Source organism: Pseudomonas sp. 2FE (assembly GCF_005503735.1).
Lineage (GTDB): Bacteria > Pseudomonadota > Gammaproteobacteria > Pseudomonadales > Pseudomonadaceae > Aquipseudomonas.
In genome coordinates, this window is the sequence record NZ_SCMO01000001.1 from 740,794 (window position 1) to 766,365 (window position 25,572).

Genomic DNA, 25,572 nt, shown 5'->3' on the forward strand with positions numbered 1-25,572 from the left:
AGGAATAGTGATGAGCGAGGCGTTGTCTATCAACCATGACCAGGCTGGTCATCGATTCGAGACCACTGTGGATGGTGATCGTGCCTACCTAGTCTATATGGATCTGGGTAAGCAGACGCTGGATATCTATCGTACTTTCGTGCCGAATTCGTTGCGGGGTCGTGGTATCGCTGCCGCCTTGACTGAGCGGGCTTTGGAGTACGCCGAGAACATGGGCTATACGGTGATTCCATCCTGCTCCTACGTGGAGCGCTATATGGAGCGTCGTCAGCGGCACGCGGCGAAGGGCTGAATGGTGTTGGGTTTAGACACACAAAAACGCCGGGCATTGCCCGGCGTTTTTGTGTGTGCGGTTATCAGCCGCGCTGGCGCTTGGGCAGTACGTCCTTGAGTTTGGCGTGCATGCTGCGCAAGGCTTTCTCGGTGCTGTCCCAGTCGATGCAGGCGTCGGTGATGGAGACGCCATACTTGAGTTCGCTGAGATCCTTCGGAATCGACTGGCTACCCCAGCCGAGATGACTTTCCACCATCAGACCGACGATCGACTGGTTGCCTTCGAGGATCTGATTGGCGACGTTCTCCATCACCAGTGGCTGCAGGGCCGGATCCTTGTTGGAGTTGGCGTGGCTGCAGTCGACCATGATGTTCGGGCGGATGCCGGCTTTGCTCAGCTCTTGCTCGCAAATGGCGACACTGACCGAGTCGTAGTTCGGCTTGCCGTTACCACCGCGCAGTACCACGTGACCGTAGGCGTTACCCTTGGTGGTGACGATGGATACGCCGCCTTCCTGGTTGATACCGAGGAAACGATGCGGGCTGGATACCGATTGCAGGGCATTGATCGCAACCGTCAGGCCGCCGTCGGTGCCGTTTTTGAAGCCCACTGCCGAGGACAGACCTGAGGCCATCTCGCGGTGAGTCTGCGATTCGGTGGTGCGGGCGCCAATCGCCGACCAGCTGATCAGATCTTGCAGATACTGTGGAGAGATCGGATCGAGCGCTTCGGTGGCCGTCGGTAAGCCCATTTCGGCCAGGTCGCGCAGCAATTGACGGCCAATGTGCAGGCCATCCTGAATCTTGAACGAGTCATCTAGGTACGGATCGTTGATCAGGCCTTTCCAGCCGACGGTGGTTCGCGGCTTTTCGAAATACACGCGCATCACCAAATACAGGCTGTCCGACACTTCGGCTGCCAGAACTTTCAGGCGCTCGGCATACTCGTGAGCGGCCTTGATATCGTGGATCGAGCAGGGGCCCACCACCACGAACAGACGATGGTCTGTGCCATCGAGGATGTTGCGGATCACCTCGCGGCCATGGACAACGGTGTGCAGGGCAGCGTCGGTGAGAGGGATTTCGTGCTTGAGCTGATCCGGTGTGATCAGGGTTTCGTTGGAGGCAACGTTAAGGTCATCGATCGGTAAATCAGCCATCGTGCTACTCGTCAGGTCACAGTTCGTCAGGTCACGGGTGCCGGCCGCCAGCCATCCCCGCGCGGCGGAGCGCAGCAATGAGCGCAACGGGGAACGGAACCTTAGCGCGTTAGAGGTCGCCTCGACAATGGGGCGAGGGTGCTTTAATCGGGCGGCAAGTGGCGAAATTTCTAGTTCGGGCTGACGCTGGAGAATGCTGCGGCATGTTGCGCGATCCACTCGCGGGCAAAAGCTTCGAGCGGTAGCTGCTCGCCCAGCTCCTGTTCGCGCTGGTGGCGGTAATGCTCGATTTGGCAAACTTGCTCGATCATGCGGGCGCGAAACACTGTGTCTTCGTCGATAAAGGCAATGCCGACCAGATAGTCATCAGCCTGCTTGCGGCACCAGGCGACAACGCCAGGGTAGTGCGCTTGCTCGCCGAGCAGCGGAATGCGCAGTTCCACTGCGGTACCGCGGCGAAAGCCTCGGCTGGAGTTGCATGCGACCCCGCCCAGACTGATATTGTGCAGCCGCTGCCGCGGTAGGAATGCGTGTTTGCGCAGAACCAACTCCACGGGCATATCGCTGGGGTGACGCAGAAACTGTCGCATGACAACTAACTCCCACTGCCGACAGATGGACATCGCTTTGAACAGTATAGTGGCCGAACTGGAACTGACGGATTTCGATGCGGACCATCGTTTGCTCGATCTGTCTGGAACCTCTCTGCTGATCTTTACTGGCATAGGTTGTGCCAGTTGTCGTTGGGCTCGCCGCGAACTGCCGAAATTGGCCCTGCCGATAGATCGGCTCTGCTGGATCGATGCCGGCGAGAATGGCGGTCTGGTCGAACGCTATGGGGTATTTCATCTGCCGGCATTGTTTATTGTGCGTGATGGTCAGTTTTTCGGCGCAGTGCAGTCGCGTTTGAGCACCGTCGATTTAGTTAATGTCCTGGGTGAGGCTTTGACTCGCTCGGCAGAGGAGCTTCCTTGATGTCTGAATTCAAACGCCCGCGTATTGGCATTATCGGCACCGGTGCCATCGGTGGGTTTTATGGCTTGATGTTGGCGCGCGCGGGTTTTGATGTGCATTTCTTGTTGCGCAGCGAGTTCGCGGCGGTCGCCGAGCAAGGGTTGCAGTTGAATAGCACGGTGCATGGGGCGCTCAGCCTGAAGCCGGTGCAGGCCTACCGTTCGGCCGTCGAGATGCCGCCTTGCGATTGGCTTTTGGTAGGGGCCAAGAGCACCAGTAATGCGGCGCTGGCGCCGCTTATCGAGCAGGTTGCCGCGCCAGGTGCCAAGGTCGTATTGCTACAGAATGGCTTGGCAGTAGAGGAGGCCTTGCGCCCGTTGTTGCCAGAGTCGCTGCATTTGCTCGGCGGTCTCTGCTTTATTTGCGTCCATCGGGCGGCGCCAGGTGTGATTGAACACCAGTCTCTGGGCGGGGTGAATCTGGGTTATCACTCGGGGCCTGCGCTCGATCTGGCTGTCCAACAGCATATCGTGCAAGAGGGCGCGGAGCTGTTCAGAGCCGCTGGGCTGGACTCCAGCGCCATGCCTAATCTAGAGCAGGCGCGTTGGCAGAAACTGGTCTGGAATGTGCCGTACAACGGGTTGTCGGTATTGCTGAATGCGGGCACCACGGCGTTGATGGCCAATGCCGATAGCCGCGCGCTGATCCTGGCGATCATGCAGGAAGTGGTGCAGGGCGCAGCGGCCTGCGGCCATCAATTGCCAGAAGGTTTTGCCGGCAAGTTGCTCGCCGCAACTGAGCGCATGCCGGATTATTTGCCGAGCATGTACCACGACTACGTGCAACACCGGCCGTTAGAGTTGCAGGCCATCTATGCCGCGCCTCTGGCGGCTGCGGGGCAGGCCGGATGCGAGTTGCCGCGGATCCAGGCGTTGTATCAGGCGTTAGCTTTTCTTGACGCGCGCAATTTGAGTTGAGGTCGATATGAACAAGGGACTGGGCGACAAGCTGGTATTGGCGATTTCCTCGCGGGCGTTGTTTGACCTGCGCGAGAGTCATCGGGTTTACGAAACCGAGGGTGTCGAGGCTTATCGTCAGTATCAGATCGAGCATGAAGAGGAGATCCTCGCGCCTGGCGATGCCTTCCCGTTGGTGGAGAAACTGCTCGGCCTGAACAACACGCTGGGCCAGCAGCGGGTGGAGGTGATTCTGGTCTCGCGCAACAGTGCGGACACCGGCCTGCGTGCGTTCAACTCGATCCAGCACCATGGCCTCGGCATCTCCCGCGCGGCCTTCGTCGGCGGACGTAGCCCTGATCCTTACCTGGCTGCGTTCGGTTGCCACTTGTTTCTCTCTACCCACGCAGAGGACGTGCGCAGCGCCCTGAAGGCCGGCTTCGGTGCGGCCACGATTCTCTCCGGTGGCGCGCGGCGGGCGGCCAGTACCGAATTGCGGATAGCTTTTGACGGTGATGCCGTGCTGTTTTCCGATGAGTCCGAGCGGGTTTATCAGCAAGCTGGTCTGGCCGCGTTCCAGACCCATGAGCGCGAGTCGGCGCGGGAGTTGCTGGGGGGCGGGCCGTTCAAGCCGTTTCTGGCGGCGCTGCATCGCCTGCAACAAGAGTTTCCGGAGGAGGCTTGCCCGATCCGCACCGCGCTGGTGACGGCGCGTTCGGCGCCGGCGCATGAGCGGGTCATTCGCACCTTGCGCGAGTGGAATATCCGCCTCGACGAGTCCTATTTTCTCGGCGGCTTGGAAAAGGCGGCGATCCTGGAAACCTTCGGCGCCGATGTGTTCTTCGACGATCAAGCCGGCCACTGCGAAAAAGCTCGTGAGGTGGTCGCCACCGGGCATGTGCCGCATGGCATCAGCAACGAGCCGCAGTTATAAGCCCGTAGATATACAAGTCCAGTGGTAGAACCACGCTCGGCCATTCGTCTCGGATGGCTCCCGCTTCCTCGGTTTGCGGTTAGCGCTGCTAAGCTCAAACAAGGCCCGTACGCTGGCAGTTGAGGAGGCCGCATGGTTCATTCAATTCTTTACGCTACCGATCTTGGCCTGTACGCCCCCTACGTCTTGCAGCACGCCCTGGCATTAACGCGCGCTTTTAATGCCGAACTCTATGTGGTGCATGCGGTGGAGCCCATGGGCTTGTTCGCCGAGTCGGTGCTACAGACCTACCTGGACGAAGACCTCCTCAAGGACATGCGCAGCAATGGCCTCAGCACCGTCATGGCCAGCATTGAACAGCGGGTGTTCGAGGGCTTTCGTGATGAGCTGGGCGAGGCTCAGCAGGACATGGCGCTGATCCGCGCGGTGCGCGTGGTGCAGGGTGATCCGCCGCTGGTGATTCTCGATGAGGCGCAGAGATTTGCGGTGGATTTACTGGTCGTAGGCAGCCATAGCCATGGCACGGCGCAGGACATTCCACTGGGGCGGACGGCCGCGCGCTTGGTGCAGTTATCCGAGGTGCCGGTTTATTTGGTGCCCATGTTGCAGCATCGCGGCCGCGGGGAGCTTTGACGTCTGTTAGACGAATGGCATGCAAGGCTGAAAAAAGCGTCTAGCTTTATTCTTCTAACCATTAATATGGTTATATAACGCCGCTGGCGTCCGCAGCGCCGTCTATTTGCTTTGAGGGATATTTATGAAGCTCCAGCAATTGCGCTACATCTGGGAAGTGGCGCACCACGACCTCAATGTTTCCGCCACGGCACAAAGCCTTTACACCTCGCAGCCGGGGATCAGCAAGCAAATCCGCCTGCTGGAAGATGAGTTGGGTGTTGAGGTGTTTGCCCGCAGTGGCAAGCATTTGACTCGGGTGACACCGGCTGGCGAGCGGATCATCACCACTGCTGGGGAAATTCTGCGCAAGGTCGAGAGCATCAAGCAGATCGCTCAAGAGTTCTCCAATGAGAAGAAGGGCACGCTGTCCATCGCCACCACGCACACCCAGGCGCGCTATGCCTTGCCGTCGGTGATCAGCGGCTTTATCAAGCAGTATCCGGATGTCGCCCTGCACATGCACCAGGGCACGCCGATGCAGATCGCCGAAATGGCGGCGGACGGCACCGTCGATTTCGCGATTGCCACCGAGGGGCTGGAGTTGTTCAACGACCTGGTGATGATGCCTTGCTATCGCTGGAACCGCTGCGTCGTGGTGCCCCAAGGGCATCCGCTGAGCAAGCTGCCGAAGCTGACGCTGGAGGCCTTGGCCGAATATCCGATCGTGACCTACGTCTTCGGCTTTACCGGGCGCTCCAAACTTGACGAAGCCTTCAGCCACCGTGGTTTGACCCCGAAGGTGGTGTTTACTGCGGCCGATGCCGACGTGATCAAAACCTATGTACGGTTGGGCTTGGGGGTGGGCATCGTGGCCAAGATGGCCGTGGACGCGAAGCTCGATCCGGACCTGGTGGTGCTGGATGCCAGCGAGTTGTTCGAGTCCAGCGTGACCAAGATCGGTTTCCGTCGCGGCACCTTCCTGCGTGGCTTCATGTGCGACTTTATCGAGAAGTTCGCCCCACACCTGACTCGCGATGTGATGGCTAAGGCCGTGCAGTGTCACAACAAGTCCGAGTTGGAAGAGTTGTTCCACGACGTGCAATTACCGACCTACTGAGGGTGTTCCAGCAACAAGAAGCCCGGCCAAGTGCCGGGCTTCTTGTTGGTCGCGGGCTCAAGCTGGCGAGCCCAGCAAGCGCTTACTGTTTCGCGATCAGATTGCCGGCGTGTAGCCCGCACTCCTTCTGCGTCGCTTCTTCCCACCACCAGCGGCCTTCGCGTTCGTGCTGGTTGGGCAGTACCGGACGGGTGCAGGGCTCGCAACCGATGCTGATGAAGCCGCGTTCGTGCAGGCTGTTGTAGGGCAGCTCGAGCATACGGATATAGCCCCAGATTTCCTCACTGGTCATATTCGCCAGTGGGTTGAACTTGTACAGCGGTTTGCCCGGCGTGGAGAAGGCGCCGTCCACTTCCAGCACCGCCACCTGGCTGCGGGTGCCGGGGCTCTGGTCGCGGCGCTGGCCGGTGGCCCAGGCTTTGACGGTGGCGAGTTTACGCTTCAGCGGTTCGATCTTGCGGATGCCGCAGCATTCGCCGTGACCGTCCTTGTAGAAGCTGAACAGGCCCTTTTCCTTGACCATGGGCTCCAGCAGACGCGGGTCGGGCGAGATCAGCTCGATGGCAATGCCGTAATGCTCGCGCACCTGCTCGATAAACCTATAGGTCTCCGGGTGCAGGCGACCGGTGTCCAGGCTGAAGACTTTGACGTTTTTGTTCAGTTTCCAGGCCATATCCACCAGCACTACATCCTCGGCGCCGCTGAAGGAAATCCACAGCTCATCGCCGAAGTGCTCGAAGGCGAGTTTGAGAATCTCCTGGGGGGATTTGCTGGCGTAAGTCGCGGCCAGTTCGGCGACGTCGAAGGGGGGGCTCATCAGGCAGGCTTCCTAAGTTTTAGTGGCGCTGAACGCTCTGTGCTGCCGATGGTAACAAAAAGCCGTCACGCGCCTAAATAACCAAGTGCCTGCATCGCCTTATATATGGACATAACAGCGCGTTGCACGGCGTCGGGCGAGCGGCTAGAGTGCCGCCTTCTTTTAAATCCTCTCTAGGAGTGTCCCGTGGAAATCGCCTGTCTCGACCTGGAAGGTGTGTTGGTGCCGGAAATCTGGATCGCCTTCGCGGAAAAAACTGGAATCGACGCGCTCAAGGCGACCACCCGGGATATTCCAGACTACGACGTGCTGATGAAGCAGCGTCTGCGCATCTTGGATGAGCATGGCCTGAAGCTCGCCGATATCCAGGAAGTGATTGCCACCCTGAAGCCGCTGGACGGCGCCGTGGAGTTTGTCGACTGGTTGCGTGAGCGCTTCCAGGTGGTGATTCTCTCCGACACCTTCTACGAATTTTCCCAGCCGCTGATGCGTCAGCTGGGTTTCCCGACCTTGCTCTGCCACAAGCTGATCACCGACGAAACCGACCGCGTGGTGAGTTACCAGCTGCGCCAGAAGGATCCCAAGCGTCAGTCGGTCCTGGCCTTTAAGAGCCTCTACTACCGGGTTATCGCGGCGGGGGATTCGTACAACGACACCACCATGCTCAGCGAGGCCCACGCCGGCATTCTGTTCCATGCGCCGGAAAACGTCATTCGTGAGTTCCCGCAGTTCCCGGCCGTGCACACTTATGAAGACCTCAAGCGCGAGTTCCTCAAGGCGTCCGAGCGCGAACTCAGCCTCTAAGCTGAGTGTGTAGGAGCGAATTTATTCGCGATGGGGCAGCACCGAGTCGCTTTTGTTCGCGAATAAATTCGCTCCTACAGGGGGGGCACCTAGGTTGTGCCCCTGTTCAGTTGCGTATGGAAAATCCGCAAAGCGGTTTTCCACCATGGGGCGTCGAGGCTGCTGCGCTGGTGGATAAAAGAGCGTTATCCACCCTACGTCGCTGCTTACGCGGGAATGGCGGGAGAGTCGAGGTTTTCCAGAGTCTCCAGCAGTACCCGAACCTTGGTGATGGATTCCTGATACTCCGCCTGGCAGTTGGAGTCCGCGACTATCCCGCCACCGCCCCAGCAACTGATCTGACCGTCTTTCACCAGCAGGCTGCGGATAGTGATGGAGCTGTCCATCTCGCCACGCACATCCAGATAGAGCAGTGAGCCGCAATAAAGCGCCCGGCGCGTCGGTTCCAGTTCGTCGATGATCTGCATGGCGCGGATCTTCGGCGCGCCGGTGATCGAGCCGCCAGGGAAGCTGCCGGCGATTAGATCCAGCGCATCCTTGCCCGCTGCCAGCTCGCCGGTGACGCTACTGACCAGGTGATGGACGTTGGGGTAGCTTTCCAGGACGAACAGCTCCGGCACTCGTACCGAGCCGGTCTTACAGCTACGCCCCAGGTCGTTACGCAGCAGGTCGACGATCATCAGGTTTTCCGCGCGATCCTTGCGGCTGGCCAGCAGCTCGTTGGCCTGCGCGACATCGTCTTCCGGCGTCAGGCCGCGGGGGCGGGTGCCTTTGATCGGGCGGGTTTCGACCTGACCTTGGCTGACCCGCAGAAGGCGCTCCGGCGACAGGCTGAGGATCGCGCCGCCATCGGCCAGCGCCTGGTAGCCGGCAAAGGGTGTCGGGCAGGCCGCCCGCAAGGCGCAATAGGCCGCCCAGGGATCGCCCCGACAAGGCGCCTGGAAGCGCTGGGCGAAGTTCACTTGGTAGCAGTCGCCGGCCTGGATATAGGCCTGAATCCGCTCGAACGCCTGGCGGTAGGCCGTTTCGCTCAAGTTGGCATGGAACGCGGTGTCTAGCCGAAAGGGCTGGGCTGGTTCGGCCGTCGGCTGGCTGAACAGTTCGCGCAGGCGCTCACGCTCCGCCTCGGCCAGGGCCGGGTGGAACACCAACTGGCTGGTGCCGAGTTGGTGATCGCTGATCAAGGCCCAGGCATAGAGGCCGAAGTGCGCATCGGGCAAATTCAGATCATCCACGGCCTGAACGGGCAGTGCCTCCAGGCGGCGACCAAAGTCATAGGCCAGATAGCCAATCAGCCCGCCGATAAATGGCAACTCGCAATCCGCTGGAGCTGCGGCTGGACCGAGCCTGGCCAGGCCTGTGCGTAGGCGTTGGAGAAAGTCGTTGGCCGATTCGTCAGCGTTCGGCGCCAGCTCTGCCAATGGCCAGGCGCTGATAAGGTCATAGCGTCCACGCTGGGACAGCGGCCGCCCGGCGTCGAGCAACACCGCGCCGGGCGCCTGGCGCACGGCGGCAAAGTAGTCGGCAGGATCTGCACGATAGGGTAGTGGGTGTAGCGAACAAGTAGGCATGGGGGCGGTCAGGCGAGCGCGGAAGCCGATTGTAGACCGCCGCCAGCATTCATCCTAGAGCTTCTGCGTGGGTTTACTCGGAGATAGTGAGCTGATTAGTATGGATAGATCCCTAGCGTTTGAACGGTCGCACCATAACAATAATTATCAAGGGATCCAGGCCATGGACGTAGTACTAGATCCAGCCGCCGGTAGCTTACTGCGCTCAAAATTGACGCCACCGCAAGTGCCTGCTGACTATTTGATCCGGCCACAGGTGCAAGCGGCCTTGGCTGCTCATCCGCATGCCCGTGTACTGCTGTTTTCCGCGCCTGCCGGCTTTGGCAAGACCACCGCGCTGGCAGCCATGGCCCAGGCCCGCGGCCTTGTCGGTAGCGCCGTGGCCTGGTTTTCGCTGAGTCCTGAGGACGACGACCCTTCGCGCTTCTTCCTGCAACTGATCGAGGCCCTGAGCGCCGCGATTCCTGGGCTCGGCGAGGATGCCCTGGGCTATCTGCAGAACACCATGCGGGTGCCTGTCGCGGCCGTGATGGAAAGCCTGTTGGTCGACCTGACCCAGGATGAACAGCCGTTGCTGCTGGTGCTCGATGATTTGCATCTGATCCACGATACCGAGCTGCTTAGCAGTCTCAATCGGCTGGTGAAGTTCGCCCCGCCCGGATTTGTCCTGGCCATCGGTAGCCGTTCGCAGCCCGCCCTGAATCTGGCGACCTGGCGGGCCAAGGAATTGCTGCTGGAGATCGGTTCGCCAGAGCTGCGCCTGACCAAGTCGGAGACCCGCGATTACCTCGATCGCAGCGGCTTGCACTTGGACGAAGCGGCACTCGCGGCACTCCATGGGCATACCGAAGGCTGGATGGTCGGCGTGCATCTGGCCAGTTTGTGGTTGCGCCATCGGCCGCAGGCCTCCCAGCAAATGGCCGAGATGGGCGGCGATCAGGCCGCGGTCGGCGACTACCTGCTGCGCAGTGTGTTCGAGCAGTTGTCGGTGCAGATGCAGGAAGTGCTCTTGGCCCTCGGCGTGGCCAGGCAACTGAGCGGCGATCTGGCTAACGCACTGACCGGCCGCCAGGATGGCCAAGGCTTGCTGGAGCAGTTGGAGGCGATGCAACTGTTCCTCCTACCGCTGGATCGCGAGCGGCAGTGGTATCGCTTCCATAACCTGTTCGCGGATTTCCTCCGTGCGCGGCTGAAGGAGCGCGACCCGGAGCGGCTCAATCAGCTGCACTTCAACGCCAGCCTGTGGTTTACCAACCACCATATGCAGAACCTGGCCATCGAACACGCGTGCCTGGCCGAGGATCCGCAGATGCTCGCCGCGCTGGTCGATGGTTGCGGCCTGGAGCTGATCAATCGCGGTCAGCTTAACCTGATCTACCGCTGGCGCCAGCTCGTGCCGAATGAGATTGCCGAGCGCTTCCCGGTGCTGGTTTTGGCCGATGTCTGGACGCGCGCCACGGAGCTGTCGTTGCCGCAAGCCAACGGCATGCTCGATGAGTTGCTGGCGCGTTGGGGCCAGGACAAGCCCGCAGGTCCCTTGAGTGACAGGGTGTTGGCCATCCTGGCGATCAAGGCCGTGCTGGCCCTGCAGAAGGATGACCTGGAGACGTGCGTCAGCTTGGCACGCAAGGTCGAGGCGCAGCTGGGACAACATACCGCCTTTCTAGAGGTGGCCATGCTGATCATCGGCGCCTTGGCCCAGGTCATGCTCGCGCAACCCGAGCAGGCCCGGCGGCTGCTGGCCTTGGCGCAACAGCGCAAACACTTCCTCGAAGGCCGCTACCTGGACATGCAGCTGGCGAATGTCGAGATTCTGCTGTGCCTCGAACAAGGGCAAGTCAAGCAGGCGCAGCTGCTGTTCGAGCAACTGCGCGCGCGGGTGATTCCCTGGTTTGGGGAAAAAGCGCGGGCCTTGGCGCTACCGACCATCACCGAGGCACTGATTGCCTACCATCAGGCGCGTTTGGAGGGGGTCGCGGAGCAGCTGTGCTGGGCGCTGGCGACCGTCGATGTGATCAACCCGATCGACCTCTATGCCCAGGGCATGCTGAGCCTGGCGCGCACCCAGCGCATGCAGGACGAACCCAAGGACGCGCTCGCCAGCCTGGTGCTGATGCAGAACCTGGCGGCGCGTAACCAGTCCTGGCGCTTCTATGCGCAGGCCGTCGGTGATGAGATCGCGCTGATTCTGCAGGAGCCGGCGACGGACCGGATCAAACGCGCCGAGCAGCGCTTTCAGAGCGTGGACTGGAGCAAGTTGGCCGCCAGTTATCGGCATATGGCCTTTAACCCGGTGCTCTGGGTACAGGGTTTGACGCGGATTCGCCTGCAGCAGACGCGCGCGCATTACAGCGAAGCGCTGCATGAGATCACCCAGCTGCGTGGCCAGTTGCAAAACGGCTGGCATGGCCTGCAACGGCTGCGCCTGGATCTGCTGGCGGCGCTCAGTTACCAACGCCTGGGCTATCAGGAGCGGGCGCAGACGCTGTTGGTACAGTGTTTGATCGGCGCCGAGCGTGAAGGCGTGCGCAGCCTGTTTATCGAGGAAGGCGAGGCGATCCGCCTGCTCTTGCAGCACTTGGAAGCGGCCGAGCGGCAGCCGGCGTTGCAGGGCTTCATCCGTGGCCTGTTGGCGGTTTGGCCGGGGCAGGATGCGCGTAAGTCGCTTGAGGTGTTGGAAGAGGGGCTGACCGAGCGCGAGCGCGAAGTGGTCTGGCTGGCCGCCAAGGGGCTGTCGAATGACGAGATCGGCCAGCAACTGGCGCTGGCCTTGGGCACCGTCAAATGGCATCTGCATAACATCTACGAGAAGCTCAAGGTGCGCAATCGGACGCAAGCCATCCGTCGCGCCCGCGAGCTGGGGCTGCTCCAGTCATGACCATGCCTTTGCCGCATCTGCAGATTTTTCCCTTGTTGCGCACCAAGCTGATTCCGGCGGCTGCCGGCGGCCGGCCGCAGTTGGCGCGTGCCGCCTTGATCGAACGGTTATTCGCGGCGCGCGAACAGCGCTTAGTGATCCTCAGTGCGCCGGCTGGCTTTGGTAAAAGCACCGTGCTCAGTCAGTATCGCCAGCGTCTGCTGAGTGCCGGGGCGCGAGTCGCCTGGTTGTCTTGCGATGAGTCGGACAGCGAGCCACAGCGTCTGTTGCAATACCTGGTGGCGGCGCTTAACGCGGTGCTGCCGGGTTTCGGCAGCAACACCGCGGGGCTGTTGCAGGCTGATGTGAGTTGGCCGCAAGAGGCACTGATTGACGCTTTCCTCGCCGATCTCAAACGCTTGGAGGGTGATATCTACCTGATGCTGGATGACTTCCATCGCATTCGTCATCCGGCGCTGGGGCCAGCCGCGCGCTACCTGATCGAGCATCTGCCGCCGACTGTGCATCTGATCACCAGCACGCGCTACCAGCCACAGCTGTTGGCCGAGGAACCGTCGCTGCAGCCTTGGGCCTTCTGGCTTAAAACCGAGGACTTGCGGCTGACGCGTGACGAGACCGAAGCCTATTTTCGTGAGGTTAAACAGCTGTCGTTGAGCGGCGCGGAGCTAACCCGGCTGCAGGCGCGCAGCGAAGGCTGGATCACCGCCTTGCACTTGACGGCGCTGGCCTTGGTGCGGCACCCGGATCGAGCCGCCTTTCTCGCGGGGTTGTCCGGCACCGAACGCACTATCGCCGACTATCTGGCGGAGGACGTGCTCGCCAGTCTGCCGGAGCGCTTGCAGCTGTTTCTCGAGCAGACTTCGGTGCTCGATGAGTTCAATGCGCAGTTGTGCAATGCCTTGACCGGGAGCCGCGATGGCCTCGAGATGCTGGCGCGGCTACAGACCGAACAGCTGTTCGTAATCCCGCTGGACGAACAGGGTGAGTGGTTCCGTTATCACCCTCTGTTTGCCGAATGCCTCCAGGGGCGCTTGGCCAAGCGTGGCGATTCCACGACCTTGCTGCATGCTGCGGCGCGCTGGTGTGAGAGCCATGAGCTGCCGGATCGCTCGATCAAATACGCCTTGCGCGCCCGCGACTATGCCTTTGCGGCGCGGTTGCTGGAGCGGCAAGGCGCGCGCTTGATCGCGAGCAATCGGGTTTACGGCATTCTCGCAATACTCAAGAGCGTGCCCGCTGAGGTGATTCGCGAGCACGCGGTGTTTCAGATTTTCTATGCCTGGCAACTGGCTTTCGAGCAAAAGTTCGCCGATGCCGAAGCGCTGATCGAGGAGGTCTGCGCGCGCTTGCTGCAAGGCCGTGGTAAAGGCCATGGCAAGGGTATGCACTCCGGCTTGCTGGAATCGTTGGCTGCAGCGCAGGTGCTCAAGGCCTTGGTGCTGCTGTATCAGGACAAGCTGGAAAGTTGCTTGAAAGTCGCGCGGCACTGGTCGGGGATGGCGCCGGATAATCAGCCGATATTTCGCGCCAGCCTTTCCTGCGTGCAAGCCACGGCCTATACGCTACTCGGTGAATTCGGGGAAGCCGCCAAGTCGATTGCGCTGGCGCGTGACAACTTGCGCCTGAGCGAAAGTGAATACCTGCATGCGATGACCAGCCTGATCGAGGCACTGATCTGCAAGGAGAACGGTGAGCCCGAGCACGGACGCGTACTGGCCGAGGCCGCACGGGGGCGGGTGGAACGGGTATTCGGCCGGCGCAGCCGGGTCGGCGGGCCATTGGCCCTGGCCTATGCGGATTTGCTCTACGAGCAGGATCGGCATGCGGCGATTCTCGCCGAATTACCGCAGGCCACGACCTGGCGTGACGTGGCGACGCCGATCGAGTTGATTAGCCGGGGTAAATTGGTCATGGCGCGGGCACGCTTCTTCGCCGGCGAGCCCGAGCAAGGCCTGGCCCTGCTCGACGAATGGCTGGCAGAGCTGCACGGCGCGGGTTACGAGCGCGTATTTGCTCTGGGCATGAGCTGCAAGGTGCAGTTTCTACTCTGGTTGCGACGGCCGAATGAGGCCGAGCGCGTGTGCTTGCAAATGCAGCGGCACCTGGCGGTTTTGCCGGCGGGGCGTTACCTCGATGCAGAGACCGCGCAGGCACTTTCCGAAGCGCGCCTGGCGCTCTGCGAACGGCGTGCGGATAAGGCTCAGGCCGGCCTGGAAGCCTGCTTGGCGAAACAAACCGCGGAGCACCAACGTGACCGGCGCTTGCGCCTGTCCTTGTTACTTTCTGTGGCGTATTGGCGCAAAGGTAACAGCGAAAAAGCCTTCGCGTTGTTCCAGGCAACCCTCGAAGACGCCTGGAGCAGTGGCTACCGCCGGCTATTTCAGGATGACGCATTGTGGCTGCTACCGCTCTGGGACGCCTGGCGGGCGGCGCAACCTAAGCGTGCAGCCGCTTGGCAAGGGGTGGCGGAGATGCTTCGTGAACAGTGCCGCCGGCTAGCCGTAGATCCTGAAAATTTCAATGAAAATCAAGATGTTAGCCATCGTGAGCGGGAGATCCTGCGCTTCGTGGCGGCGGGCTTGTCGAACCGCGAGATTGCCCAGGCGGTGCATTTGTCGGAGGCCACGATCAAATGGCATCTGCATAACCTGTTTGCCAAGTTAGGGGTGCGCAGCCGCACGCAAGCGGTACTCAAAGGTAAGAGCCTGGGGCTGTTGAGCGAGGCCTAATCACGGGATAGGGCTAGCCCTCGGCCCTGCTCCATCCCTTGGATGGGCTGGCAGGCGGGAGCAGGCCCAGTAGTTTTGTCGCCAGGGCGGGAAGCACAGTGCTTCACGAATCCAGATCTGATGTGACTAGGGAAGCAACGTCAGACCTGGAGATCGGCATTAGCCGGTCCAGTTGCCAGTGACAGGAGTCGCTGACAATGCCCGGGGATAACCCACCTGTGATCTTTGGAGAAAACAACAATGAAAGGCTTCAAACAACTGGTTCTTGCCGCTGCTGTACTGGCTGCTCCGTTCATGGCTCAAGCCGATCTGAAGGCGATGGATGACTCCGCGCTGTCGACCGTGACCGGTCAGGACGGCATCAGCATCTCCGGTAACTTCGGCGGTAGCGTTGGTAACGTTAAATACACCGATAACGACATCGGTGGTGGCAGCCTGAACATCACTAACGTCGGCTTCAATGGTTTCACCATCTCCGACGCCACCCCGTTGACGGTTGACGTGGTTACCAACGCTGGCGGTACGCAGCAGCTGGCCATCGGCCTGCCAGCCATGACCGGTACCGTTACTGTTGGCGGCATCTATGTTGGCGGTACCTATGCCGCCGGCGCTACCACCGGTGCTGCCAGCATCGGCTCGCTGGCCATTTCCGACATCAACATGGCCGGTACTACCATCAAGGTTTGGGGGCACTGATTCAGCTCCGCCGGTTAGCTCTTCAAAGCCTTATCAGTCTCGGCTGGTAAGGCTTTTCGCCTAATAAAAGTCGCTCCATCAGGACTGCTAATGATCGAGATTCTCCTGGGTAGCCTGATCGGCGTACTCGGCTTCACCGAGGCGGTGGATACCAAGCCGCCGCCGCAAGGCACGGTCAATCTCACCCAATCGCTGACGCCCAATGGCCCGCTGCGCGAGTCGGTGACCTTGGAACCGATGAGCCAGCTGCAGTTTCGCAATGTGATCCGTCAGGCCTATGACTACAGCTGCGGCTCGGCGGCGCTGACCAGCATGCTCGACTATTTCCTTGGCCGTAATCTGCAAGAGCGCCAAGTGATGGAGGGTCTGCTGCGCTATGGCGAGGCGGACAAGATCGTTGCGCGGCGCGGTTTCTCGCTGCTGGACATGAAGCGTTTCGTCGCCGCGTTGGGCTACAAAAGCGGCGGCTTCCGCGCGGCCTTCTCCGACCTGGACGAGTTGGAGCATCCGGCGCTGGTGCCGATCGAATATGCCGGCTTCAAGCATTTCGTGGTGGTGCGTGATGTCTATAACGACCACGTGTTTGTCGCCGACCCGGCCCTCGGCAATATCAGTTTTACCCGTACCCGCTTCGAGGAAATCTGGGATCAGAATGTGCTGTTCGTGATCTTTCCCAGCGGGCAGGAACCGCATAACGCGATGGCTTTGACCGAGCGTGATTTGCGCATCATCGATGACCGCACGGTAAGCCTGCTGGCTTTCCGCGAGTTCCCCCAGATCACCAAGTTCACCGAGAACCAGGCCACCGAGCTGGGTTCCGGGGGCGATATTCAGTACATCCGCCGCAAATAACGATCTCCGGCAAGAAATGCCCGGCATAACAAAAGAATAACTGGGGATAGCGTCATGGGAGTAAAGGGGTGCGCGTGGTTCGCCATGCTGACGCTAGTGGTGGGTGGGCCGCTCTGGGCCGACGAGCCTTCGGTCGATCAAGCCCGTGAGGCCTTGAGTAAGAAAGATGACGACGCCGACAGTGCCAAGGCTCTCGAACAGGTCTTTCAGGCCGCCGAGAAGAGTTACACACTGCTCAAGAAAGGCGAGCGCACACTGACCTATGGTTTTGACTACTCCCTGGTTCGCGATACCGTCATCGAGACATTTCGCACAGGTAACAACAACGTTTACAGCGTGGTTGGGCAAAGTGAGGCGCAGCACACCTTCACCAACTCGTTCACCTTCGATTACGGCGTGTGGGACAACCTGACCTTCAGTGTGCGCTTGCCGTTGATTGCCAAGTACGACACCGAACGTGAGCTGAACGCTTATAGCCTGGGTGATCTGTCTGCCAGTCTGCGTTGGCAGCCATGGACTTCGGTGCGTGGCAAACCGGTCACGACCTTGTATGCCACCCTCGGCTTGCCGACCGGCACCAGCCCGTATGACATCAATAGCGAATCGGATCTGTCCACCGGCAGCGGCTATTACAGTCTCGGTGGCGGGGCCAACCTGTCCTATGTGATTGACCCGGTCGTACTCTTTGGTTCGCTTGGGTACACCTACAACCTCCCAGTGACCGACATCAGTCAGGTGCGCGGTGGACGAAGGCTGGAAGAAGTCGATCCGGGCTCGACCCTGTCGTTCAGCATGGGCTTCGCCTATGCCTTGTCCTATGACGTGTCGCTCTCCACCTCCTACCAGATGGCGCACACCTTCAAGCCGACTTACAGCTTCGCCGATGCGACGCTCGAGGGTACCGAGCAGACCAGTGCGGTGATGAACTTCTCGCTGGGGTTGCGGACCTCGCCAGACTACATCGTCAACATCAACGCCGGTTTTGGCATGACGGAAGACTCGCCCGATGTGTTGTTGGGGGTGTCGATGCCACTGGATATCAAAGGCCTAAAGGCCCAATAACTCGCGAGCGAACACGTCATGATTATGCGTATGTCGCTGCTTGTGCGGGCGATTTCAGGAGTCTGTTGGCTTTGCGCGGGCACTGCCCAGGCGCAATTGGCGAATGACCTCACCATCGGCAACCCCAAGGCGATGGCGATGGGCAATGCAATCACTGCGGACTCCAGTGGTATCGATGCGGTCCACTACAATCCGGCGGCATTGACCAAGCTCAAAGGCCGCCAGACCACGGTGAAAATGCTGACCGGGGTCATGGATATTCGCGCGGAATTCAGCGCGCCGGCGAACTATGGCAGTCATGCGCTGGGTTTTAGCGATGACCCGGTTAAAAACTCCAGTAGTAGAACCTTGACTCCGGCGATGTATTTGCCAGGGCTGGGTGGCATGACGGAGATTCCGGTTTTGCTTGCACCGCTGGCCGGGCTGTCAATCAATCCGCCGGGTTCCAAGTTCACCTTCGCTACTAACGTCTATGCACCGATGGCGTTGGGTTACTCCCGCGACTCTGACAATGATCCGGGGCGTTATCAGGGGCGAGAAGTCGCGCTGCAGCGCCTGACCTATTTCTCGCCTTCGCTGGGCTATCAGGCCAACGACCAGCTCTCTGTCGGTCTGTCCATCGGCTTCTCCCATCAGGCGATGGCGTTGAACCAGGACTTCCGTAATCCGGGGATGCTCACAGGGGTCACCCGTGTATTGAGCGAAGCCCTTTGTATTCCCGGTGTGGGAGATCTCATCGGCGGGCTCATCAATGTCTGCAACGGCAAAATTGGCCCCTATGACACGCTGGCGAATATGGATCTGGATTTACAGCAGAGCCTCTCGCCGACTTATAACCTGGGCGTCCTGTGGGAGCCGACTGACTGGTTCGCCTGGGGCGCGGCTTACCAGAGCGAGGCGCGTATGCACTTGCAAGGTAAGTATCGAGTCGACTATTCGCAGGACTGGCAAGGCTTCTGGTCAGGGCTGCAAAGCTCGGTGTTCGGACAAGTCCTCAGTCCTCTGTTTCCTTATGGCAACGTCGATGAGGAGACGGGCAACGCCTCTTTGGATATGACCTACCCGGACAATTTCAACACCGGGATCAAGCTCCGGCCGTTTGAAAAATGGCAGTTCAACTTCGACCTGAAGTGGAGCGATTACAGCGACTGGAACGAGTTCAAGATCGAATTCGATCGGGAGCTGGACTTGTTGCGCATCGCCAAGGTGTTCGGCGCAGGCAATGCGACCGATCGCTCGATCACGCTCGATCGTGGCTATCAGGACACGTGGAGCTGGGCGCTGGGAGTGCAATACGAGATCAACGAACGTCTGGCCCTGCGGGCCGGTTATGAATACCGTCCTTCGGCTATCCCCGATGACAAAGCGGATGCCCTGGCCCCCATTGGCGATGCCAATCTCTATGGCCTGGGCTTCGGTTACCGCTGGGATAGGGACACCACGATCGACTTGGGTTTCAACTACTTCGTGTCGAAGCAAAATATTCCGGCAGGCAGCAGCTGTAATGTGAACTGCACAGGTATCGACAATTTGGTTTACAACCCGTACGCGGATCTGAATATCAAGACCACGGTCAAGGCCTACATTCTTGCGCTGACCTATACCTCGACCTTTTGAGATTTGCCATGCGTAGCTTGCCTTTCTTGCTGATTCTGTTGCTTGCCTGCACCGCCCACGCCAGCAATGGCAAGTACCTGACCTGGGTGGATGACCAGGGGCGGGTGCATAACACCTTCGTCGATGGCCGTTACGCCGAGCAACAGCGCGAGGCCGCACGGCGCATCACCCAGAGCGATCAGGCGCGAATGAGCGATGATGCGGCGACGCGCTGGCCGGGCAGTAAAAACACTGGCGAGAGCAAGCGCCGCTATTACACCTGGGTCGATGCCAGTGGCAATCTGCAGAACAGCTTCTATGCCGGCACCCAGCAAACGGCAGGGCCGAGCGATGTGCTGCTGCCCAATGGCGAGCGCTCCGGTGAGTACCTCGACGCCGATGTGCTGGAGGGGCGCAACTTCGTGCGCCCTGAGCATGGCCGCCCGTACTACACCTGGGTCGATGAGCAAGGGCGGATGCACAACTCGGCGGTGCCGTCGCCAGGCGGCGGGGCTGGACAGAAGGCGACGGGTGGCGGGCAGCCGATCGAGTACACGGAGGGTCGTCAGATCGAATTTGCCAGCAAGACGGCGGTATTGCCGGCCCTGGATGGTCAGCCCACCGCGGCGATGCAGGCGTTACTGGCAGGCGCCCAGGGTGGCGGGGATGGGCTCTATCAAAGCCTATTGGATCAGTGCTGTGGGCAGCTGCCTGACGATGCCTTTACCGAACTGTCGGCGCAAGAGCCGCGCTACGAGGAGCTCAATCGCTTCTCGCCGAGCTTCGATTTTCCCATGGGCCGCAGTTACTACGCGGCGCTGAAGTTGCCACGTTCGCAGCGCACTTATGGTTTGCGCGTCCGCAGCTTCGCGAATAAGCAGGTGGTGTACCCCTCGCTGCTGTTTCTCGATGAGGCCAAACGCCCGACTCGCCTGGTCAGCGATGCGGTCTATCAACTGCATGGCGAGACCTGGTACCGCTTCGCCTTTATCGAGGGGACTGTGCCGGTCAAGGCCGCGGAAGGTGAGCGCTATGTGTTACTGCTCACCACCGACGAGGATCGTCATCTGCAGACCCTGGACAACAAGCCGTTCAAGCGGCCGTTGCAGGACCTGGCAGTGAACGACGCCGGCATGCAAACCCATGAACATGCCGACCAGGGTGGTTTCGAGTTGGCGATAGTGCGTTAGCCTCAACTGTGGACAGCCAGCTGTGAACAGCAAAAAGCCCGGCACTAGGCCGGGCTTTTTGTGGTGGTGGACCAACCAACTCGCGGATCAGATCTCTGCTTTATGCACATGGCCGAACAGCTGCTGGGCGAAGCGCATGCGCTCTTCCGGGGTTTCCTGGATGCCTTGGGCCTTCAGTTCCGCCAGGCGCGCCTCGACAGCATGGGCGCGATGGACCAAGCCGCAGTCGTTAGCGATCTGGATATTCAGGCCGGGGCGGGCATTGAGTTCGAGAATCAACGGGCCCTTGTCCTGATCCAGCACCATGTCGACGCCGATATAACCCAGGCCACACAGCTCATAGCAACCGGAGGCCAGCTTCATAAAGCCGTCCCAGTTCGGTAGCTGCACGCCGTCCACCGCGTTGGTGGTGTCCGGGTGTTTGCTGATCTTGTTGTTCAGCCAGGTGCCGCGCAAAGTCACCCCGGTCGCCAAGTCGACACCGACGCCGATGGCGCCCTGGTGCAGGTTGGCTTTGCCGCCGGACTGCCGAGTCGGCAGACGCAGCATGGCCATCACCGGGTAGCCCATCAGCACTATGATGCGGATATCGGGTACGCCTTCGTAGCTGATGCTTTTGAAGATCTGATCCGGTGTCACGCGGTATTCGATCAGTGCGCGGTCGCGATGCCCGCCCAGCGAGTAGAGCCCGGTGAGGATGCTGGAGATCTGGTGCTCGAGCTCTTCATGGCTGACGATCTTGCCGGAGACCGTGCGGTAGCGGTCCTCGAAGCGGTCGGCGATCACAGTGATGCCGTCACCGCCAGCACCTTGCGCCGGTTTGATCACGAAATCGCTGCGCTCGCCGATGATTTCGTGGAGCTTGTCGATCTGCTTCTCGGTTTCGATGACCCCGTACATCTCGGGCACATGGATACCGGCCTCGATGGCGCGCTGCTTGGTGATGATCTTGTCATCGACAATCGGGTACAGGTGCCGTTTGTTGTACTTCAGCACGTAGTCCGCATTGCGCCGATTGATGCCCATGATGCCTTTGGCTTCGAGGGCTTTCCACGTCTTGATCAGGCCGAACATGGCTCAGTCCTTCAGGAAGGCTTTGAAGCGGAACAGCTCAGTCAGGCGGTAGCCGCGGTAGCGGCCCATCGCGAGCATGAAGCCCACCAGAATCAGTAGTACGGCTGGGAAGGTGAACACGAAGTAATTCAGCTCCGGCACGCTCATCAGCAGGTGCGCCAGGGCAGCGGCGAACAGCGTGCCGACCGCTACCTTCATCGCATGACCACCGCCGCGCTCTTCCCAGGTGATCGATAGGCGCTCGATGGTCATGGTCAGAATCACCATCGGGAACAGGGCTACCGACAGGCCGCGCTCCAGGCCGAGCTTGTGGCTGAACAGGCTGATGGCGGCGATCAGCACCACGACGAAGGTCAGCACCACCGAGAGCCTGGGCAACATCTGCAGCTTCAGGTGCTCAAGGTAGGAACGCAGCGACAGGCCGAGCGCGGTGATGATGGTGAACAGCACGATGCCGAAGCCCAATTGGGTCTCGCGGAAGGCCAGGGCGATCAGCACCGGGGTGAAGGTGCCGAGGGTCTGCAGGCCGATCAGGTTGCGCAAGACCAGAATCACCAGCACGCCGATCGGGATCATCACCATGATCATGAAGGTTTGCTGAGTTTGCAGCGGCAGGCCGTACAGCGAGTATTCGAGGAAGTCGGCTTCGGTGCTCTCGTCGGTCAGCTTGGCCAGGCGGATGGCATTCATCTCGCTGTTGTTCAGGCTGAAGCTGACTTGGACTTTCTTGCCGCCTTCGATGTTGATCAGCGGTTCATCGCCGGTCCACCACATCAGACGGTCGGTCGGCAGGCCCTGTTCGCCGGTTTCCGGGCTGAAGTACAGCCAGTTTTCACCGTCGAAGCTGCGCAGCCAGAGTTCTGGGCTCTGCGGTTGATCAGCCATCAGGCGAATGGTGTGGACGCGCTCCATCGGCACATGGGCGATGGACAGCAGCAACTCGATGGTTTTGGCTTTGTTCGGGGTTGACGCATCGCCGGCGAGCAGCAGCTTGACGTTGTCGTCGTTGGCGTTGTTGACCCGCTTGATGGTCTCGCTGATGAAGGTTTCCACGTCCGCGGAATGCTGCCGAATCGGCGCCAGGAGGGCTTCTGCGGCAATCTTCTCCGGGCCTTCTACGACAATGCTGTCACGGAAGATCGGGCCCTTGGCCTTGGGCTTCTCGCCGCTGTAGCGTTTGGTCAGCACCAGGCGGTAGTAGAGCGTCTGGTTGCCGCTGGCCCGGCGCGCCGACCAGGTGACCTTACGGTTGCCGTCGATGCGGTTAATGCTCACGCCGTAGTTATTCGAGATGAAGCTCTCGTTAAGGGTGACGTAGTCCTGGCTCAGCGGCGGCACGAACATCTGCACTTTGACCGGATTCTTCGGGCTGGCCTGGAACTCGACTTTGGCGTCGATATTCCACAGATCATCGGTTTCAGCCTCGGTGATCGGGATGCCAACAATAAAGATCTGGTACGCCGTAATCAGAATGCCCAAGGTCACCAGGATGGTGATCAGGACTTTCAGATGTAGGTTAAGAGAGCGCATGTGGGAACCTGTCCGTTAATCAATCATGTCTGAGTTGCTGCCCCATGACACGCCAGGCAAGGCGCGGGACGCAGGCAATGGCATTCCCTTGGCAAGTCCCGCAACAGCGCATGGCGTGTCATGGGGCGCAACCCGAAGGGACGGGGCCATTTTTCCGCATGGCTGCGTTAGTCGTCGCTCATTTGGAGTAACCAAACTTCTCTCCTCCTGCCTTGCCATGCGGAAAAATGGCCTCCGGCACAGACATGATTGATCAAGGGGCAGGTTCCTTCTCGACAGAGTTTGCGTCGCTGGCACAGCCGGGTTTCCCTGCTGCGTATTTAAGGCTCGGGTCGACCAGTGCATCGAAGCGTTTGAGTGCTTCGGAACCGATCAACAGCGGATATTGGAAGGAGCTGCGGTCAGTCAAGTTCACTTCGATGCTGCGTAAGGCTTTGCCCATACAGATATCCAGCTCGATCACCGGGCGGGCGGTATAGGTTTTTTCTTCGTCGGGATCGTAGTCGCCGGCGCGTCGTTTGATCTTGCTGATACGTGCCAGCGGCCGCTCGATGGGGTGGGCGTGGGCATCGTCGATGGCTAGATAAAAGCGCACCCAGGTTTCGCCATCACGCTTGAAGCGTTTGATGTCGCGTGCGCTCAAGGAGGCCGTTTTAGCGCCGGTATCCAGTTTTGCCGCCACTTGCTGGTTGATATCGGGCAGTTGAGCGTATTCGTTCAGACCATAGATGGTCTTGTCGGCGGCGAGACTCATGCCGGGCAACAGAATCAGGCAAAACAGCAGGGCTAAGGGCTTGAGTCTCATAAGTCCTAAAGGTGGATCGCGATTATCGGGTCAGGGTATCGGCGGCGTAGCAGGTCAGTCCGGCGCGCCAGGCATGGAAGTTTAGCAGGCAGAACAAAGGCGCCTGACCGGGCGCATACGGGCGGCATTCTAACATGGGGATTTTCTGCGGCGACAGGCGCTTATGGGGGTTTCTGCAAGTAGGTTCGGTGGAATTAAATCTTTTGCTTATTAAAAGATTGTCGACAATATCCTTGATGTGTTTGACAGGCAGCCTCTCTATAGGTAGTTTTTGCCGAAATATCTAACGGTGTGTCGACAATATGCAGGACGTCATCGAATCCCCTCTAAAGGCTCAAGATGAATCCGAGACGCTTTCGGAGCATGTCTTTCGGCGTATTCAGGCGGCCATAGTCCGGGGTGAGATAGCTCCCGGCAGTAAAATCTCCGAGCCGGAGCTGGCGCGCACCTACGGCATCAGTCGCGGCCCGCTCCGGGAGGCGATCCATCGTCTGGAAGGGCAGAAGCTGCTGGTGCGGGTGCCGCATGTCGGCGCGCGGGTGGTCTCGCTGAGCCATGCCGAGCTGATCGAGCTCTACGAAATTCGTGAGTCCTTGGAGGGTATGGCCTGTCGTTTGGCTGCCGAACGCATGAGCCAGGCCGAGATTGATGAGCTGCGCCGGGTGCTGGACACCCACGAGCGTGACGCAGCTTTCCAGGCCGGTGTTGGCTACTACCAGCAGGAAGGCGACTTCGACTTCCACTATCGAATCATCCAGGGCAGCGGTAACCGCACCCTGACCCAGATGCTCTGCGGTGAGTTGTATCAGTTGGTGCGGATGTACCGCATCCAGTTCTCCGCCGTGCCGAACCGGCCACGTCAGGCCTTCGCCGAACACCACCGGATTCTCGATGCCATCGCCGAGCGTGACGGCGAGCTGGCCGAGTTGTTGATGCGTCGTCACATCGGCGCCTCCAAACGCAATATCGAGCGCCACTACCAGGAGGCTGCCGCCAGGCAAGGCGCCTCCGTCAAGACAGCCACTCCACGAGGTGAGTCATGAGTCAGAGTTCTTCCGTTCAGAGCAGTCCGGGTCAACGGTTTCGCGATGCGGTGGCCAGCGAGCAGCCGTTGCAAGTGGTCGGCGCCATCAATGCCAACCATGCGCTGCTGGCCAAACGTGCCGGCTTCAAGGCCATCTACCTATCCGGCGGCGGAGTTGCGGCCGGCTCGTTGGGCCTGCCGGATTTGGGCATCACCGGTCTGGACGACGTACTCACCGACGTGCGGCGGATCACCGATGTCTGCGATCTGCCCTTGTTAGTGGATGTCGACACGGGCTTTGGTTCTTCGGCCTTCAACGTCGCGCGAACCGTGAAATCGATGATCAAGTTCGGCGCCGCCGCCATCCATATCGAGGATCAGGTCGGCGCCAAGCGTTGCGGCCACCGGCCGAACAAGGAGATCGTCTCGCAGCAGGAAATGGTCGATCGGATCAAGGCGGCAGTCGATGCGCGCACTGATGACAGCTTCGTGATCATGGCGCGTACCGATGCGCTGGCGGTGGAGGGGCTGCAAGCCGCGCTCGACCGTGCGGCGGCCTGCATCGAGGCGGGCGCCGACATGGTCTTCCCGGAGGCCATCACCGAGCTTGCGATGTACAAGCTGTTTGCCGACAGGGTGAAGGCGCCGATCCTGGCCAACATCACCGAGTTTGGCGCCACGCCGTTGTTCACCACCGAAGAGCTGCGCTCTGCCGATGTCTCCCTGGTGCTCTATCCGCTGTCGGCGTTCCGCGCCATGAACAAGGCGGCCGAGAACGTCTACACCGCGATTCGTCGCGACGGCACCCAGAAGAACGTGATCGACACCATGCAGACCCGCATGGAGCTGTACGAGCGCATCAATTATCACGCTTTCGAGCAGAGCCTCGATGCGCTGTTCGCGCAAAAGAAGAGCTGATTAAAAAGCTCATTCGT

Annotated in this window: 23 protein-coding genes; 16 read left to right on the plus strand and 7 right to left on the minus strand. The window is 60.1% G+C overall.

The annotated features are described in order from the left end of the window. Positions 1–10: 10 nt before the first annotated feature. Positions 11–292 carry a GNAT family N-acetyltransferase gene (locus FFS12_RS03565; protein ID WP_137885552.1) on the plus strand — a complete coding sequence of 94 codons (282 nt, stop codon included), beginning with the start codon at positions 11–13 and terminating at the stop codon, positions 290–292. A gap of 64 nt (positions 293–356) precedes the next feature. On the opposite strand, the gene FFS12_RS03570 is transcribed toward FFS12_RS03565, so the two are convergent. Both FFS12_RS03570 and FFS12_RS03575 read right to left on the minus strand, forming a co-directional pair. Continuing rightward, positions 357–1,433 (minus strand): 3-deoxy-7-phosphoheptulonate synthase, encoded by a 1,077-nt coding sequence (locus FFS12_RS03570; protein ID WP_137817184.1) that lies wholly within the window; start codon positions 1,431–1,433, stop codon positions 357–359. A gap of 170 nt (positions 1,434–1,603) precedes the next feature. Beyond that, complete coding sequence (locus FFS12_RS03575; protein ID WP_137885553.1) at positions 1,604–2,023, minus strand: PilZ domain-containing protein; 420 nt, start codon at positions 2,021–2,023, stop codon at positions 1,604–1,606. Here FFS12_RS03575 and FFS12_RS03580 point away from each other — a divergent pair. The 5 genes from FFS12_RS03580 to cysB all read left to right on the plus strand — a co-directional run bounded on the left by FFS12_RS03580 (position 2,022) and on the right by cysB (position 6,009). Next, the gene (locus FFS12_RS03580; protein WP_137885554.1) at positions 2,022–2,408 is read left to right on the plus strand and encodes a thioredoxin family protein; all 387 of its coding nucleotides are present in this window, start codon (positions 2,022–2,024) and stop codon (positions 2,406–2,408) included. The genes FFS12_RS03575 and FFS12_RS03580 overlap by 2 nt on opposite strands. Then, the gene (locus FFS12_RS03585) at positions 2,408–3,364 is read left to right on the plus strand and encodes a putative 2-dehydropantoate 2-reductase (RefSeq protein WP_137885555.1); all 957 of its coding nucleotides are present in this window, start codon (positions 2,408–2,410) and stop codon (positions 3,362–3,364) included. Before FFS12_RS03580 ends, FFS12_RS03585 begins: the two co-directional genes overlap by 1 nt. A gap of 7 nt (positions 3,365–3,371) precedes the next feature. Continuing rightward, the gene (locus FFS12_RS03590; protein WP_137885556.1) at positions 3,372–4,277 is read left to right on the plus strand and encodes a 5'-nucleotidase; all 906 of its coding nucleotides are present in this window, start codon (positions 3,372–3,374) and stop codon (positions 4,275–4,277) included. Between the two features lie 132 nt (positions 4,278–4,409). After that, positions 4,410–4,910, plus strand: a complete 501-nt coding sequence (locus tag FFS12_RS03595) for a universal stress protein (RefSeq protein WP_137817179.1) — start codon at positions 4,410–4,412, stop codon at positions 4,908–4,910. A gap of 124 nt (positions 4,911–5,034) precedes the next feature. Continuing rightward, entirely contained in the window at positions 5,035–6,009 is a 975-nt protein-coding gene (cysB, locus tag FFS12_RS03600; RefSeq protein ID WP_137885557.1) for an HTH-type transcriptional regulator CysB, read from the plus strand. Positions 6,010–6,091: 82 nt separating this feature from the next. Here cysB and FFS12_RS03605 read toward each other — a convergent pair whose 3' ends face one another. Beyond that, on the minus strand, positions 6,092–6,826 hold the full coding sequence (locus FFS12_RS03605; RefSeq protein WP_137885558.1) for a phosphoadenylyl-sulfate reductase: 735 nt from the start codon (positions 6,824–6,826) through the stop codon (positions 6,092–6,094). 186 nt (positions 6,827–7,012) lie between these two features. On the opposite strand from FFS12_RS03605, the gene thrH reads away from it, so the two are divergent. Continuing rightward, positions 7,013–7,630, plus strand: coding sequence for a bifunctional phosphoserine phosphatase/homoserine phosphotransferase ThrH (gene thrH / locus FFS12_RS03610; protein ID WP_137885559.1), 618 nt, complete (start codon positions 7,013–7,015; stop codon positions 7,628–7,630). Between the two features lie 206 nt (positions 7,631–7,836). Here thrH and pabB read toward each other — a convergent pair whose 3' ends face one another. Continuing rightward, complete coding sequence (pabB, locus tag FFS12_RS03615; protein WP_137885560.1) at positions 7,837–9,201, minus strand: aminodeoxychorismate synthase component I; 1,365 nt, start codon at positions 9,199–9,201, stop codon at positions 7,837–7,839. Between the two features lie 163 nt (positions 9,202–9,364). On the opposite strand from pabB, the gene FFS12_RS03620 reads away from it, so the two are divergent. The 7 genes from FFS12_RS03620 (at position 9,365) to FFS12_RS03650 (ending at position 20,204) form a co-directional block, all read left to right on the plus strand. After that, a complete protein-coding gene (locus FFS12_RS03620) occupies positions 9,365–12,079 on the plus strand; it encodes a LuxR C-terminal-related transcriptional regulator (RefSeq protein ID WP_171011801.1) in 2,715 nt (904 codons plus the stop codon). Continuing rightward, positions 12,076–14,808 carry a LuxR C-terminal-related transcriptional regulator gene (locus FFS12_RS03625; protein WP_137885561.1) on the plus strand — a complete coding sequence of 911 codons (2,733 nt, stop codon included), beginning with the start codon at positions 12,076–12,078 and terminating at the stop codon, positions 14,806–14,808. Before FFS12_RS03620 ends, FFS12_RS03625 begins: the two co-directional genes overlap by 4 nt. 240 nt (positions 14,809–15,048) lie before the next feature. Next, complete coding sequence (locus FFS12_RS03630) at positions 15,049–15,504, plus strand: DUF6160 family protein (protein WP_137885562.1); 456 nt, start codon at positions 15,049–15,051, stop codon at positions 15,502–15,504. A gap of 90 nt (positions 15,505–15,594) precedes the next feature. Continuing rightward, positions 15,595–16,356 carry a C39 family peptidase gene (locus FFS12_RS03635; RefSeq protein WP_137885563.1) on the plus strand — a complete coding sequence of 254 codons (762 nt, stop codon included), beginning with the start codon at positions 15,595–15,597 and terminating at the stop codon, positions 16,354–16,356. Positions 16,357–16,410: 54 nt separating this feature from the next. Next, positions 16,411–17,418: a transporter gene (locus FFS12_RS03640; RefSeq protein ID WP_137817171.1), complete on the plus strand. Its 1,008-nt coding sequence runs from the start codon at positions 16,411–16,413 to the stop codon at positions 17,416–17,418. 18 nt (positions 17,419–17,436) lie between these two features. Then, the gene (locus FFS12_RS03645; RefSeq protein ID WP_137885564.1) at positions 17,437–19,035 is read left to right on the plus strand and encodes an outer membrane protein transport protein; all 1,599 of its coding nucleotides are present in this window, start codon (positions 17,437–17,439) and stop codon (positions 19,033–19,035) included. Between the two features lie 8 nt (positions 19,036–19,043). Beyond that, positions 19,044–20,204, plus strand: coding sequence for a MalM family protein (locus FFS12_RS03650; RefSeq protein WP_137885565.1), 1,161 nt, complete (start codon positions 19,044–19,046; stop codon positions 20,202–20,204). Positions 20,205–20,291: 87 nt separating this feature from the next. Here FFS12_RS03650 and FFS12_RS03655 read toward each other — a convergent pair whose 3' ends face one another. From FFS12_RS03655 to FFS12_RS03665, 3 genes are all read right to left on the minus strand, one after another. Continuing rightward, positions 20,292–21,278, minus strand: a complete 987-nt coding sequence (locus FFS12_RS03655) for an alpha-L-glutamate ligase-like protein (protein WP_137885566.1) — start codon at positions 21,276–21,278, stop codon at positions 20,292–20,294. Positions 21,279–21,281: 3 nt separating this feature from the next. Continuing rightward, the gene (locus tag FFS12_RS03660; RefSeq protein WP_137885567.1) at positions 21,282–22,808 is read right to left on the minus strand and encodes an inactive transglutaminase family protein; all 1,527 of its coding nucleotides are present in this window, start codon (positions 22,806–22,808) and stop codon (positions 21,282–21,284) included. Positions 22,809–23,061: 253 nt separating this feature from the next. Beyond that, positions 23,062–23,613, minus strand: a complete 552-nt coding sequence (locus FFS12_RS03665) for an ATP-dependent zinc protease (RefSeq protein ID WP_137885568.1) — start codon at positions 23,611–23,613, stop codon at positions 23,062–23,064. A 302-nt stretch (positions 23,614–23,915) separates the two neighbouring features. Here FFS12_RS03665 and FFS12_RS03670 point away from each other — a divergent pair, with 302 nt between their 5' ends. Then, the gene (locus FFS12_RS03670; RefSeq protein ID WP_137885569.1) at positions 23,916–24,656 is read left to right on the plus strand and encodes a GntR family transcriptional regulator; all 741 of its coding nucleotides are present in this window, start codon (positions 23,916–23,918) and stop codon (positions 24,654–24,656) included. Continuing rightward, positions 24,653–25,555 (plus strand): methylisocitrate lyase, encoded by a 903-nt coding sequence (prpB, locus tag FFS12_RS03675; RefSeq protein WP_137885570.1) that lies wholly within the window; start codon positions 24,653–24,655, stop codon positions 25,553–25,555. The genes FFS12_RS03670 and prpB overlap by 4 nt, the downstream gene beginning before the upstream one ends. Positions 25,556–25,572 lie beyond the last annotated feature (17 nt).